This is a genomic window from Candidatus Obscuribacterales bacterium (assembly GCA_019744775.1).
Lineage (GTDB): Bacteria > Cyanobacteriota > Vampirovibrionia > Obscuribacterales > Obscuribacteraceae > SBAT01.
Genome location: JAIETZ010000004.1, coordinates 101,958 through 115,937, shown reverse-complemented (window position 1 = coordinate 115,937; position 13,980 = coordinate 101,958). Strand labels below are relative to the sequence as shown.

15 protein-coding genes are annotated in these 13,980 nt (G+C 46.5%); 8 read left to right on the top strand and 7 right to left on the bottom strand.

Annotation, left to right across the window (positions count from 1 at the left end; translation table 11 throughout):
• Positions 1-92: 92 nt before the first annotated feature.
• The 3 genes from K2Y22_10135 to K2Y22_10125 all read left to right on the top strand — a co-directional run bounded on the left by K2Y22_10135 (position 93) and on the right by K2Y22_10125 (position 3,329).
• On the top strand, positions 93-428 hold the full coding sequence (locus K2Y22_10135) for a hypothetical protein (GenBank protein ID MBX9878803.1): 336 nt from the start codon (positions 93-95) through the stop codon (positions 426-428).
• A gap of 225 nt (positions 429-653) precedes the next feature.
• Positions 654-1,985 carry a hypothetical protein gene (locus tag K2Y22_10130; protein ID MBX9878802.1) on the top strand — a complete coding sequence of 444 codons (1,332 nt, stop codon included), beginning with the start codon at positions 654-656 and terminating at the stop codon, positions 1,983-1,985.
• A 9-nt stretch (positions 1,986-1,994) separates the two neighbouring features.
• Positions 1,995-3,329 (top strand): DEAD/DEAH box helicase, encoded by a 1,335-nt coding sequence (locus tag K2Y22_10125; protein ID MBX9878801.1) that lies wholly within the window; start codon positions 1,995-1,997, stop codon positions 3,327-3,329.
• Positions 3,330-3,332: 3 nt separating this feature from the next.
• Here K2Y22_10125 and K2Y22_10120 read toward each other — a convergent pair whose 3' ends face one another.
• Positions 3,333-4,196 (bottom strand): DUF429 domain-containing protein, encoded by an 864-nt coding sequence (locus K2Y22_10120; GenBank protein ID MBX9878800.1) that lies wholly within the window; start codon positions 4,194-4,196, stop codon positions 3,333-3,335.
• A 150-nt stretch (positions 4,197-4,346) separates the two neighbouring features.
• Here K2Y22_10120 and K2Y22_10115 point away from each other — a divergent pair, with 150 nt between their 5' ends.
• Both K2Y22_10115 and K2Y22_10110 read left to right on the top strand, forming a co-directional pair.
• Positions 4,347-5,456: a Fic family protein gene (locus K2Y22_10115; protein ID MBX9878799.1), complete on the top strand. Its 1,110-nt coding sequence runs from the start codon at positions 4,347-4,349 to the stop codon at positions 5,454-5,456.
• Between the two features lie 86 nt (positions 5,457-5,542).
• On the top strand, positions 5,543-5,995 hold the full coding sequence (locus K2Y22_10110) for a DUF4383 domain-containing protein (GenBank protein ID MBX9878798.1): 453 nt from the start codon (positions 5,543-5,545) through the stop codon (positions 5,993-5,995).
• On the opposite strand, the gene K2Y22_10105 is transcribed toward K2Y22_10110, so the two are convergent.
• Complete coding sequence (locus K2Y22_10105) at positions 5,988-6,227, bottom strand: hypothetical protein (protein ID MBX9878797.1); 240 nt, start codon at positions 6,225-6,227, stop codon at positions 5,988-5,990. The two genes, K2Y22_10110 and K2Y22_10105, sit on opposite strands and share 8 nt — an antisense overlap.
• A gap of 141 nt (positions 6,228-6,368) precedes the next feature.
• Entirely contained in the window at positions 6,369-8,000 is a 1,632-nt protein-coding gene (locus K2Y22_10100) for a tetratricopeptide repeat protein (GenBank protein MBX9878796.1), read from the bottom strand.
• A gap of 79 nt (positions 8,001-8,079) precedes the next feature.
• Here K2Y22_10100 and K2Y22_10095 point away from each other — a divergent pair, with 79 nt between their 5' ends.
• Positions 8,080-8,688 (top strand): hypothetical protein, encoded by a 609-nt coding sequence (locus K2Y22_10095; protein ID MBX9878795.1) that lies wholly within the window; start codon positions 8,080-8,082, stop codon positions 8,686-8,688.
• A 3-nt stretch (positions 8,689-8,691) separates the two neighbouring features.
• Entirely contained in the window at positions 8,692-9,000 is a 309-nt protein-coding gene (locus K2Y22_10090; protein MBX9878794.1) for a hypothetical protein, read from the top strand.
• A gap of 4 nt (positions 9,001-9,004) precedes the next feature.
• Here the strand turns inward: K2Y22_10090 and K2Y22_10085 are convergent, their stop codons facing one another.
• From K2Y22_10085 to ubiA, 3 genes are all read right to left on the bottom strand, one after another.
• The gene (locus tag K2Y22_10085; protein MBX9878793.1) at positions 9,005-9,676 is read right to left on the bottom strand and encodes an HAD family acid phosphatase; all 672 of its coding nucleotides are present in this window, start codon (positions 9,674-9,676) and stop codon (positions 9,005-9,007) included.
• A 22-nt stretch (positions 9,677-9,698) separates the two neighbouring features.
• A complete protein-coding gene (locus K2Y22_10080; protein MBX9878792.1) occupies positions 9,699-10,715 on the bottom strand; it encodes a KpsF/GutQ family sugar-phosphate isomerase in 1,017 nt (338 codons plus the stop codon).
• Between the two features lie 158 nt (positions 10,716-10,873).
• Positions 10,874-11,701, bottom strand: a complete 828-nt coding sequence (ubiA, locus tag K2Y22_10075; protein MBX9878791.1) for a putative 4-hydroxybenzoate polyprenyltransferase — start codon at positions 11,699-11,701, stop codon at positions 10,874-10,876.
• Between the two features lie 279 nt (positions 11,702-11,980).
• Here ubiA and K2Y22_10070 point away from each other — a divergent pair, with 279 nt between their 5' ends.
• Complete coding sequence (locus K2Y22_10070; GenBank protein MBX9878790.1) at positions 11,981-12,559, top strand: hypothetical protein; 579 nt, start codon at positions 11,981-11,983, stop codon at positions 12,557-12,559.
• 118 nt (positions 12,560-12,677) lie between these two features.
• Here K2Y22_10070 and rodA read toward each other — a convergent pair whose 3' ends face one another.
• The gene (rodA, locus tag K2Y22_10065) at positions 12,678-13,976 is read right to left on the bottom strand and encodes a rod shape-determining protein RodA (GenBank protein MBX9878789.1); all 1,299 of its coding nucleotides are present in this window, start codon (positions 13,974-13,976) and stop codon (positions 12,678-12,680) included.
• Between the last annotated feature and the right edge of the window lie 4 nt (positions 13,977-13,980).

The following is a 13,980-nucleotide window of genomic DNA, read 5'->3' as shown; positions in this document are numbered from 1 at the left end:
ATTTATTTCGAGCGACTATCTAAGTCGTTGGCTTTGACTTGCACTCCATCCATTCAGGGCGAAAGCACAGGGGATCTACTGGAGACGGATTTATGACTCAACAGACTTTTGAAGAAATGGGGCAGTATGCCCAAGAGTCGCCTACCCTGTTGCCGACACAACTTTGCTATAAGTGTGGTGGCACAGTATTAGAAGGAACAGCATTTTGTGACAGCTGCCGCGGCACTGCACTTTTCCAGCGTGTAAATAAGACCAGACAAGGTTCTGAACAAAAGCAAGAGAAAGTAAAAATGCTGCGCGCAACTATAACTCAGGCTTCCAACAAACAAATTACAGCTAAGAAAACCGGCGCGGCTGTAAGTGTGCTCTTCGTTCTCATGGTATTTGCCGGAGCCTGTGGCTATTACTTCATGTATATGCCGCATTAATTTACAAAGTTTTCCAACCGCCAACCGCGTAGTGGTCCGGATTGCCTCCAAGGCTATTCGGGCCTTTACGTTTGTGGGGGTTTTAGGGCGCATGCAATGCGCCCGTACAATAAGGGTAAATGCGTTCCTGCAATGAATGGCAAAGTGGGTCCCCACATTGAGGGTAAATACGTTCCTGCAATGAATGGCAAAGTGCGTCCCCACATTGAGGGGTAAAATGTGAGTATGTCTGGGCGTGTCTTTAATTTCATTTGGACAGTGACACTGCTGATCTTTATTAGCGGCTTATTCGATGCCGCCTGGGCGGGCAACAATGTGAGAATTTATGACACGGGTACGCACTACGATGTGTGGATAGATTATGAGCATGGTGCGACGCCGCGTCAGATTGGTGAAGAGTACGGTGAAGCATTGCGAGTTGCTTGCCCACAATTTGAATCCATTTTTGACTCTTACATAAATGAAAGCACTCAAGGCAGTTGGCTAATTTATAAGGTCATGCTTAGTCGCGTTAAGAAGATACGCAAGCAACTGGAGCCGCAATATCGTGAAGAGATAGAAGGTATTGCATCAAAGCTTTCCGGTGGTGACGACAACAAGCAAGGTGACGGCAAGCTTTCAGCTGACGAGCTTTTTACTTTGAACTTTATGGCTGATATAGCACGCATGAATCAATGCAGTGCTGCTGCTGCTTTCGGAAACAGCACACCTTTTGGTAAGACAATTTGTGGTCGTAATCTCGATTGGCCGGATGGAAAGGGCAATCAACTAACTCAAATACAGTCGGTAACCACTATACGCAAAGGCCGCCAATCAATTGTGAATATTGCCTGTCTTGGTTTTATGGGAGCAGTGACTGCCTTCAACGCCTCTGGTGTCTATGGAGCGATTCTGGATTCGCCGACAGGTCGTAAATACTCTGCCGGCAAAAAGCGTTCGTATGCCATGGATTTACGCCAGGCGCTTGAGCAGGCAACAACAATTGAACAAGTCGCGGATTTTATGAGCGATGAGAAGAAAGAATATCCGTTCAACCACGTGATTTTCTTGGCCGATCCTGTGCGTGCAGCCGTGTTGGAAAATAACATTAGCGGCTACAAGGAAACCAGACGCCGTGAATTGAGAACTCCATCTTCTCCGATGCGCCCAAATGCAGTCTGGCAAATTCCTGATGCAATAGGAACAGTCAATTGTTTTTGCCTGGCAGAAAATGATGACAATCACTTGGATCCCAGTGATTGGGATCGCGTCAAAAGTGCTCAGAAGCAGGGCAAACAGCCTGTACGTTGTGACATCAACACGCCGCGCTGGTTGGCTATGCAACAACAACTGAAGATGGCGGGTCCGGCAATAACCTCGACGGGAATGAAACAAGTGATGTCTGAGCATCACGGAAATTATCCAGGCTCTTTGTATGATGGCGATTTGTACAACTCATACACTATTCAAAGTGTCATTTTTGAGCCAGGGTCATTTACCTTAGAAGTCTTCTTTCGCCCGCGCAGCGGCAAGCTGCCTCAGTGGCCGAATTACGAGCCAATTCCTGTGCGCTGGTAGGGATTTTGAGTGAAATTCAAGCCTGGTGACTGTTTTGGCTTTTTTGACAACCGGGCTCAAGCATGGGATAATTGGTTGAATTCTTTAGAGTCCATCAAGAAGCAGGAGAAATCAGTCTCAGGTCGCTTGTTTGAGACTGAGATTAAAGAGCCCTTCATAAAGGACGAAAAATTGATTAATTTTGAACAGCTTGGCTTGGCCAAGCCGACTGCTAGTTTGTTGCAAAAAATTGGCTTTGAGCAGCCGACTGAAATACAAGAAAAAGCTATTCCCGCCGTATTAGATCGCAAAGATCTAATGGCGTCTGCCCAGACAGGTTCCGGCAAAACTGCCGCATTTGCTTTGCCTATTATTGAAAAACTGAAACCGCAAGGCAACAAGCCTCAAGCGTTGGTGTTAGCACCAACTCGCGAATTGGCTGTGCAAATTGAAAAAGAGTTTCAGAGATTCGGACAACAGAAAAATGTCCGTGTCTTGTCTGTGTATGGTGGCACAGGTTATGACAGACAGATTCGTTTATTGCGCCGTGGTGTGGATGTAATCGTTGCAACACCAGGACGACTATTTGATCACATTGAGAGAAAGACCGTTGATCTATCCATGATCAAATATCTTGTTCTCGATGAAGCCGACCGTATGTTGGACATGGGCTTCATGCCTCAAGTAAGACGCATTGTTGCTAAGCTGAGCAAAGAGCGTCAAACTCTTATGTTTTCCGCTACTATTGATAAGCGTGTAGAACAGCTAGCCTCTGAATATTTGAAGAACCCTGTGACTGTTCGTGTTAATCCGCAACAAGTCGAAGCAAAAGAGATTGAGCAATGTGTTTATCACGTTGATGAATCAGGCAAGGAAGCTTTATTACTTAAGCTGCTCAACGAAGAAGACATGAAGTCGGTACTTGTGTTTACACGCACGCGCCGTAAGGCTGGTCGCATTAGAGATAGGCTCCGCCAGTCAAATGTGCAAGCTGAAGAAATTCACGGTGACATATCGCAGTCTCAGCGAGAGAAGACTCTTTCCCGCTATCGCGCTGGCGCTTTCAATGTGCTAGTAGCTACAGACGTTGCTGCTCGTGGATTAGATATTCCAAGCATCAGCCATGTCGTGAATTACGACCTGCCGGATAGTGCTGCTGACTATGTGCATCGCATCGGTAGAACAGGACGTGCCGGTCGTACAGGCGTTGCTCTTTCTTTTGTAAGCATTGAACAACGCTATCTCGTGCGCGATATCGAAAAAATAACAGGCCGCCAGTTGTGTCTGCCCGATGGTAGCCCAGCTGTTAAGCCTCCAAAAAAATCGTCGATGAGACGCCTATCTATGGGCGGCAGAAGACGCTAAGAGTTATTTCTTAACCGGGATTTTCGGGCGGAATGTCCAGCCTTCAAGCAAGACTTCTATTTGATCTGTCGAGTACGGATCATCAAACATGTCTTTGTGCCCTGTGTAGAGCGCAATCGCGTAACAAGAAATGAGCGCGTCTAAAGCGTGCTCGGAATTGACGAAGTTGTGCTCCAGAGCTTTTGGTACTGTCAGTCGAGGGACATCTTTGTATGTGATGCCTTTCTTTTCTTTGAGTTCAATCAAAGAATGCAGAATTTTGTGGCGGAGTTCTTTTATCTTCTCTTCGCCGTCCTTTTCTTTGCTCGCATAACCGGTATTTGGCAAACCAAAATAACGAAGCGTATCGCTAGTGTTTACTTCCAGTACCGCGCAGCCCAGCGGAATTGGATCTTGAAACGGCACAACAAAGAATCTCATTGGGGCAAGTGACGCTAGAAGACGCATGCCGTAGTAGGTGACATCCGTCATTGATGGATTTTTCTTGTGCAAAGGACTGAGCGCTGTGGTGCCGTCTGTGACGCGCTTTGGTTCTTTGCCGTATTCTTTTACTAATTCAATGAATTCTTCGTAGGTGATGAAAATCAGTTCTTCGACAATGTTTTGCCAGTTTTGATAGTCCTTCTTCATTTTCTTTGTGGCGAGGAATTGCAAAAAATCCGCCGGCAATGAAAATGGACAGTCGATGCCTATCATGGAAAGTGCTTTGTGCTGAGCGAGCTCTTGTCCTAAGGCATGTGCCCCTAATTTTTTGGTTTCCAAAATTTCCAGACCAAGTGATCCCAATTTACCGACGACCAGCCAAGTTTCGTGCTGCGTTGTTTTGGAACTGCTGAAATCGACACCGGCAATGATTGTGTCAGACATGAATTTCTCCGCCAAGGCTATCTCTTATTTCTTACCCTATTGGCATGCGGAGATTATCGGTCTTAATCTCCGCAATATTTGCGGTGAATAGCCTTGTTCGTGCGGAGAATAACAGCTATAATCTCCGCATAAAGCGCGGAGAATGAAGTAGTGTACATCCATGAATTAGCCAACTGGCCACATTTTTCGTGGCAAGACGACAAATTGAGCGAACTCTTGGCTTCGGTGCGCCACAAGCAAGGACGTCTAATTGGTCGCATGGAGGCCTTGGGCTTTGACCTGCGCAGACAGGCAGTGTTGAAAGTCTTGACTCAAGAAGTCGTTAAGTCCAATGAGATTGAAGGCGAAATTCTTGATGCCGATCAAGTGCGTTCGTCCTTAGCCAGAAGAATGGGAATCAAAATTGCCGGACTAAAACCTGCTGATAGAGATGTTGAAGGTGTCGTTGAAATGATGCTTGATGCCACGCAGCACTTTCAAAATCCATTGACTGAGGAGCGTTTGTTTCATTGGCATAGCCTTTTATTCCCTACCGGTCAAAGCGGTTGGAGCAAAATAAATGTCGGAAACTGGCGCGACGATAAATCCGGACCAATGCAAGTTGTCTCCGGTGCCATTGGACGCGAGAAAGTGCACTACCAAGCGCCTGATGCTAAACGACTGAAAAAGGAAATGAATGCCTTTCTCAAATGGTTTGAAACGGATCAAGGAGTTGATCTCGTTTTGAAAGCGGGCGTTGCTCATCTTTGGTTTGTCACCATTCACCCGCTCGACGATGGCAATGGGCGAATTGCCAGAGCAATCGCCGACATGATGCTGGCGCGCTCTGAAAATATTGCCGAACGCTTTTACAGCATGTCGGCACAAATTCGCTTGGAGCGAAATATTTATTACGACATGCTTGAACGCACGCAAAAGGGAAAAATGGAAATTACTCCCTGGCTGGAGTGGTTTCTAGCTTGCCTCGATCGCGCCATTGATGGCGCTCATGCAACATTGGGCACTGTATTAAGCAAAGCAAAATTCTTTGAGTCCGCCCAGTCAGTTAATTTGAATGATCGTCAAAAGCTTGTCTTGAACAAACTGCTTGATGGATTTGAAGGTAAGTTGACGTCATCTAAGTGGGCCAAGTTGGCTAAGTGCTCGCAAGACACGGCAAACAGAGATATTAATGATTTAGTAAGACAAAGTATTTTGGTGAAAGATGCAGCCGGCGGACGCAGCACAAGCTACTCGCTGGCAGAAGAAAACACCAATTGAGTCAAAAATAATGCAAAATCGGGAGCAAAGTTGAATCCCGCGCATCATTAGTCCCAGCCGTTTCTTTGGGAAATTTGGAGGATGAAATGATGAGCAAGGGTCTAATCATATTGCTGGGTCTCTCCTTCGCGGTTATCGGATTAATAGGCTTTTTCGCCCCAGGTTTCATGGGTACTCATTTGAGCGTTGCGCATAATTTGATTCACCTTGCCTCAGGGGCAGCTGCCTTGTCCTTTGGACTGTGGGGATCCGTCAGAAGTGCTAAATTCTTCGCGCTTTCATTTGGTATTGTCTATCTATTCTTAGGCATCGCCGGAATTACAGCACCACCTGGTATTGATTCAATGGGCATGTTCGGCTACGACGAACACTTGCTTGTCGTCATACCGCAAACTCTCGAATTAGGCACAAACGATGCCTTGCTTCACTTAGCAGTAGGCGCGATGTTCATACTCGCATTCATACTGCCGCAGGAAATGATCACAAAATTCGAAGTCAAATCGGAAATGCCTGCTAGCAAGACGCCGATGCTTAAGTAAGGTCGGAAGCGCTTTTTAAATCAATTAAGCACTGTCGGTAAACGACTTGCTTTAGATAAGTTTGGTAGGGAACGCCCATTAGATTTGCCGCACGTTTTACCAGCGCAAGTTGCTCTTTTCCCCAGCGAAAGTTGACTCTCGTCTCTTCATCTTCTCCGGAAGCCTGTGAAATCATCTTTTCGACTTTGCTTGAAGTGGCAGAGTCCATTTTAAACTCGCCGGTACGTTTCATTTTCTTCCTGTCAAATTGACCTCTAGGCATAAAAGCTTCTTTCTAAATATCGAAACAACTGATCACCATAACTACTTTCTATTTGAGATATTAGCACGTTGTCAATACAATGTCAATACTACGTATTGGCAATTGCCCAGATTACTTCTTCGATGGGACAAAAAACAGCGACTCATTTGACGCTGGTTTAGATAGTGCCGGCGGTGTAAAGAATGGTGGTTGCGGTTCTGTTTGTCTTGCCGGCGGGGGCACAAATAAAGGCGGCTCCAGCTTTGACGTGTCAGGTGGCAGTGGCGGCATAAATTCCGGAACAGGCAGATATTCAATCTTGTTGGGTAAAGTGGCCGCTTTGGGTGCAAAGGCAATTGGTGGGTACGCCAAGTACAGTTTAGACAGTGTTGCCTTGTCTCTAGGGCTTAAACCATTTTGGAGAGTGGAAGTGCAGAAGTACATAATATCTGCGATTTTTGGTGAATGGCCCAACCCCAAAGCGTGACCCACTTCGTGAATGCAAATTGACGCGCATTCGCCATCAGAATTGAGTGGCGCTCCGTTAAAAGGGTTGACCGTCAATATGGTAATGGTGGCTTCTTGAATGTCGCCAAGGTCATTGAATCTGAAAAGAGTCTCGCCGCATTTTCTGGTGTTGGGGTGATCAGTGCTTCTCCTAAATGGAGTTGCAGTCCATTGAACAATAATGTCGGCCTTGGACTGATCATTAGTAACTACGTATGCCAATTTATTGTGGGAGGCTTCGCACCAGGCATCAAAGGCTAGAAGCATTACATTTCTATAGGAGTTCATGTACCCAAGTGTTCCTGCCCCCGACGAAATAAAAAGTTTCAGCGGCAGCCTATCTTGATTCCACTTACTAGTGTGCCCTTGGGCTAATGACTCATCCAAATAGTCCGGTAATTTGTTGTCCGGGTTTTGCAGATTTGCTTTGTCGAGCTGGAAACTTTTAAGGCAGGCAAGAGCGTTTTGTCGCTGTGTCTGATCCGTCTCCATAGTTAGATATCGATTCATCCAAGCTATCGCATCGTCAAAGTGTCCCTGGTCTCTATAAGCCATAGCGATGTTGTAAACCGTTGCTTTGTCTTGTGGATTTAATGCGAGAGCCCTGTTGCCTTCTTGAATGGCCCTTTGCAGATAGCCTCTGCGCCGATAAACAAATGAAAGACCGGCGTGAGCATGAGGTGAGACAGGTGTCGGGTCACAATCAATTGCACTTTGTAATAGCTTTGTTGCTTCGATATCGTTATTTGATTTTATGCATTGAGTTGCTTTTTGCAGGTTGGCATATGCGGAGATATTACATGCAGCACGGTTGGATTTTTCGGCGTCTTTGTTTGCTCTGTCCGTGTTATTACTTTTTTGTAGGTAGCGAGCTGCTTCGTCGAAATTCCCTGTTTCATAATTTGCTTTCGATATGATGTACAAAGCATAGGCGTTGTTCGGATCAAGTTTGAGTACAATTTGCGCTTCAGTTATTGCTTTGCTGAATTCTCTGAGCTGAAGATAACTTTGACTAAGGCAGGTGTGCACATACTTTGAATTGGATGTGGGATCGCTTTTCGCTGCTTCTAAAAATATGTCTCGCGCTTTTGCAAAATCCTTTTGATCAATAGCCGTCTTACCTTCCTGGCAGAGTTTGTAGACGGCAGCCTCAATCTGGTATCTCTTGACTTGGCTGTATGCCGGGGTATTAAAACAACTGCTGGTGATTAAAAGCAGAGTGCATATAACCAGGCTGGTTTTGGCTCGCTTTACCACTGAATTTAATGTCCTGTTTGCTTATTAGTCTAAACTGATCTCTGTCGAGGATACCGTAACTAGGAGCAATTACCAAATCATGGTTCAAAAACGTGAAGGCATCAATGTATTGGGTGCACTATCGGATCTTGTGATATTGGTGCTCATGGTAGGTGGAGCTGGGTTTGGTGGATACTATTTGGGTGTGCATCAGCAATTGGCACCCATTCAGAAAGTAGCACCCGGCACAAAAGAGGCAGTAGAGGAACAACAAGCAGAAGCTCCAGTCGAGGCTGACAGCAAAATGTTGCCTATAGAAGAAGAGAAGCCGACGACTAAACCGGCATCTGCAAAACCAAAAACCTCTCGGAAATATTGGTTGTCGTCATCGGGTGTTGAGTACATCGGCTATTCCATAACCGTCAAAGTGAACGGCACTGCTGTAGACAATTTTTTTGGTCCCGGAAAGAACGTTGATATTACTCGACTAGTGAAGAAGGGAACTAATACTGTTGTATTTGATGCCAAGGAATTGGGCGAGCAGTACAACAAGCACGTCGGCGATGACAAAGCCGTGTTAAGTGTGAAAATTGTCTCGGGACCGTACATACAAGAAAATTTCTCTTCAAAAGATGTATTGCTTAGCTATGCACGCAACGCGGCCGAGTCCGAGAGTTTTGCCGACACTAAGACTTTTGTTGGAGAATAGGCAATGAGCGGCAAGGGTCGTTTTATTTCTGCACTGTTAGCAGTCAATGCCTTTTTTATTGGTTTTGCCTATGGATTCAATAGTAGAAAAGTACTTGTTGTAGATCCTAGTCTACCGCCAATTCAAACCGAAAAGCCCCCGGTAAAACAAATTGTGCCACCTGTGCCGGCAAGTCAAAAGAAACCAGTCGAAGCAAAAAAGACTACAGTTTCGGCTAAAGCCAATAAAGCGACGCCGCCAAAAACTAAGCCTCAAGCTAAAAGCGCTAAGGCTACTAAAATAGCTAAACCTGTCACTAAACCTAAAAAGTAACTGGCTAGTTGATGAAGTACATCTTGTTGGGAAGCTTGATGCACTCTTCGGAGTAGCCGCCTAACAAGTCAGATACTTGGTCGCCGATATTCAAGACAATGGTGAAGCCCATGTCTTCGATTGCTTTTCTGTAGGCTGATTTGAATTCTTCAGCTGGTACATGATTGCCGTCTTGGCGCATGAAGAGTCCGTCATACGCAATGCCATCTTTGACTAGATTTTCAATGGTTGCTTTACGGGTGCTTTCATAGCGACCGGTTACGAGAAATATGGCGTAGCCGTTTTTTCTAGCCCACTCAAGTAATTCTGCGGTTGGTCTAAGAGTCGGTGCTTTGGCTTGCTGCACCCACGGCTCAAAGCCCTTCCAGCCAATTACAGGATTCTGTTCCATGTGTGGTCTATTATCCAAGACCGTTTCGTCTACGTCAGCAACTATTGCTCTGTAGGGTTTGCCTATGTGCTTGAGACACGCAGCGCGAGCTTGTTTAATTGCTTCATTGAATTCTTTGGTGTATTCAGGAGTGTGTGTCCAGCGCAGACCGTCCAAAACATTTTCCGATGTGTTTATCGGTTTGGCAGCAAGCTCTTTTACGTCCTTGCACGGACATGCAGAGCCGGAAAGACAAATGACTGCTGACGCTAACATTGCAAGTATGAGAGCGGAAATAAAGTTCATCGGTCACCTCTTAAATCTGGAATTAAATGATGCCTGAGTGGACTAGATCTTTTAGGTTTATAAATCCTGATGGGCAGCCGTTTTCATCAACGATTGGCAAATCGCTTATGTGATGTTTGTCCATCATCTTAAGAGCTTCAACTGCTAAGGAGTTTGCCGAAATTGTTTTTGGATTGGCAAACATTACATCCTTAGCTGATTTCTCAAAAATGCCATTGCCGAATTTGACCTGCGCACGACGCATGTCGCCATGAGTGATGACACCACTTAACTTGTTGTGCGCATCAACAACAACAGCAAAGTCGTAATTCTTCTCGTTCATCTCTTTGAGAATTTCTGCGTATTTTGTCTCTGCTTTCAGTGTCGGCAGCGAGCGACCTGTATGCATGATGTCTTTGATTTGTAACAGGCGTTGACCAAGTGCTCCTCCTGGATGCGAGCGAGCAAAATCGTCTATGCCGAATCCTTTGCGGGTCATCACAGCCATTGCCAGAGCATCACCCATAGCCAATGTTGCTGTGGTCGATGATGTGGGGGCTAGATTGAGCGGGCAAGCTTCGCGACTTACTTGCACGTCGATAACCAATTCGGAAAACTTCGCCAAAGTGGAATTCAATCCGCCAGTGAATGCAACGATCTTCAAACCAAGACGTTTGATTGGCTCGAGAATCAGTTTAATTTCTTGTGTCTCGCCGGAGCCGGACAAGGCAATTATCAAATCGCGCTCGTCGAGCATGCCGAAGTCCCCGTGACGCAATTCTGCCGGGTGCACAAAAAATGCCGGTGTACCGGTTGAGGCAAAAGTTGCGGCAATCTTGTTGCCGATGTGTCCTGATTTTCCTATTCCTGTAACAACGACTTTGCCTGTGCAATTAAGGATGAGGTCGACTGCTTGTTCAAATGCCGGTGACAAACGATCTGCCATGGACAAAATGGCTTGCGCCTCCATAGTAAGCACTTTCTTGCCCAATTCCAGATTGGACACAGTTGGCTCCGCATTGAAGGCGACAGATGGTGTCGTAGAAGACGTCGACGTCATTTCAGCTCTCGAGAAGTGTTGTCAGTAAAGTGTACTTGGCGCGAGCTTAGGGATCTTTTGTAGAAACTAATCTAGCTGTCAAGCAGATATCGGGCGCATGCAATGTACCCCAACCCATGTATCTGTAGGGGCGCATTGCATGCGCCCTGTCTTATGCGTCAAGAATACAGCTTGTCAAGAAGAATCATTGCAAACGTCAAAATACTGACGATGCCGTTGATGTTGAAAAATGCCGCATTTACCTTGGATAAGTCATTTGGCTTAACCAGATGATGTTCGTAGGCAAGCATCATGGCAACCATGACTACTCCAATCCAATATATGACGCCGAGGCTCAATACCCAGCCCAAAAGCGATAGGGCGCTGACAGTGACCACATGCAGTCCTGACGAGATATTCAGTGCCTTGGACAGCCCGAATCTTGCCGGGATGCTATGCAGCTTTTCCTTGTTGTCGAATTCAATGTCCTGCAGAGCGTAAATAATGTCGAAGCCGGCAACCCAAGTACCGACCGCTGTGGCGAGAACCCAAGGCGCAAAAGTGTCCAGTTGACCGCCCGCGGCTACCCAGCCACCAAGTGCAGCTCCTGCTAAGGCAACACCTAAAGCGAGATGGCATGCCCAGGTAATGCGCTTGGTGAAAGAGTAAAAGCTCAGCCAAAAGATAGCTATAGGGGAAAGTTGCAGGCAAATCGATGGCAATTTGCTGGCGGCAAAAAGCATTACGGCAAATGAGGCGATAGTCAGAACACATGCTTGAGTAACGCTTATGCGACCAGCTGGTATGGCACGCGATGTTGTTCGGGGATTACGCAGGTCAATTCTGGAATCGATTATTCGATTAAGGGTCATTGCCGCTGAGCGCGCGCCGGCAAAAGCTAGTATGATGAAAAATACCACTTGCCAACCAGGCAATTGCGTCTTAGCGAGCACCATGCCGGAAAGCGCAAAGGGTAGAGCGAACACTGTGTGTTCGATCTTGATCATTTCCGCCCATTCGCCAAGCGTATTGAACCAGCCTTTTTTAGGCGTGGATTGGTTGACTGCTGGTCTTGAAGAGGTGCAGGAAGGCATGCGTTAAATGATATATGCTTTGCTCTCAGCTTCCATTGGCAAGTGCTAATCGTGTTGCAATGCGCTACAACGCAGTTGTCACGTGTTTAAATCTGTCCCGAAATTCTTGAAACTTATATCCAGTGCTGACATTATTCGGAATAAATGGGAAGGATTTAGATCAGACCCGTATCTAACTAAGGTGAAAAAGTCATGACGAACGAAGGTTTCAAAACCCCCGCAAACAGTTCTGCTAAACCGGCTGCCGGTTCAGGCAAGACAATCGACCTCCAAGGCGTTGCATCATTTGCACAATTAGTTGAATTGCTTGCTCAAGAGCTAGGAACAGCACCAGGACGCATGCAGGGTATGTTGCCTAGCGGTCCAGCTAGTTTTGATGAGCTCGTGGGCGAAATCATCGTCAATAGCCAAGGTTTTGAACGTAACTTAGTATTATCCAGCCGTCCGGGCGCACCGTTGAAAATTCGTTTTCAATCGATGTGGCGCAACAACGAAGGCGATAACAGTGTTACCGGTGTCGAGTCTCACTATTTCCTCGATGCAACCGTCGAGCAAGTTGTCCCGCAAGGACGCGCTCTGGCTCGCTATATTGAAGACACATTCACCATCATGGATCGCATGGTGCAATTGGGTCAGGGTGGCAAGCTCAATGGTGCATCAATTTCTAATTCTGAAATTGCCGCTTTTGAAAATAGCGAAGCGGAGACTCTTGTACGCATGCGTGACAGTGCAACAAAAGCTTCTGAGTCGTTCATTCCGAATAACAGATAAGAACTACAAGTAAACGCAAGAAATCTGATAAAGGTCCGTCGTGTCTCGGCGGACCTTTATCTTTTCATCAAATTCTTTCAGGTGATTTTCCGTCACGAATTAGAGTGATTTTTTTCAGTTAACGCCAAACATCTTGTCGTGGTGGCGGATTTAAAAATCGAATTGACTGAAGAATTCCTATCGCGCTCAAATCCACTAGCAGAGCCGTTCCCCCATAACTGAGAAATGGCAGCGGCACACCGGCTACAGGCATGATTCCCATCGTCATACCTATGTTTAAGAAGACGTGGAATAGAAACATCGACATGATACCAATCGCGATTAGACTGCCAATTGGTTCTTCTCGTGATTGATAGGCGATTTTTAACGCGCGCAAGCAGATGATGGCATATGCGGCAATGATCAATGCGGAAATTTTGAAGCCCATTTCCTCGCCTATTACGGAGAAAATGAAGTCAGTTTGACGCTCTGGAATGAAAGCACCCTGGCTTTGATTTCCTTTGCCTAAGCCTTGTCCGGCAACTCCACCGGAGCCTATTGCAATTAGACTTTGCAGGATGTGATAACCGGACCCGCGAGGATCTGCGTATGGATTCAAGAACGAGGTTAGTCGCTTCTGTTGATAGTCTTTCAACATTCCCCATAGGTGTGGTCGTACTTCTCCAAGTCCGGCGTTAGCTACAAGGACAACGAGAACCATGGCGATACGAATGAGCCATGACCAATTACGGGGTCTCCAGGTGAAGAGTAATATCGCTCCCAATACAACCAAATAGGCAACCCACCATTGAACATTCAGTGCATTGAAAATCAAACTCAACAGCGGACTGAGCAGAACCAAAATATCTGTGGCAGTAGCTCCTGCCCAGAAGCACATTCCTAAATAGATGGCTCCGAAAGTGAGCGAGGTGCCTAAGTCGGGTTGCTTAAATACGAGAAGTGCCGGCGGTACGATCAAGGCGAGTGCTTTGAAGCAATCGAAGAAGCCGCGAATTGGCCGGCGACCCAACCAAGCTGCCAACGTGAAGATAACGACAGGCTTTGCTAACTCCGATGGCTGCAAGGTAATAGGACCAATCGCCAACCAACGCTGTGCACCTAGTGCTGTATGCCCCTTGAGCATAACCGCGAGCAAAAGGCCTAAGTTGATGCCGTACAAAACAGGTACGACAGCTTTCTGCGTCCATACAAAATATGGAACTCGCCAGCAGATGATGAGAAACACCAAGCCGGCCCAGACGAAGGCAACTTGCTTATCAAAGAAGCTAATGGCTAACTGGGTATGAGCCAGCGTCATTAAGCCGATAGTCGTCAGAAACGCAGTAACAGATAGTAGCCACCAATCCATTTCGGAAAGGAGCCGGAACAAACTCCGCAACATGAAGGACGGATCGTATTGCTGCTGAGTCGTGTTCAAGTTG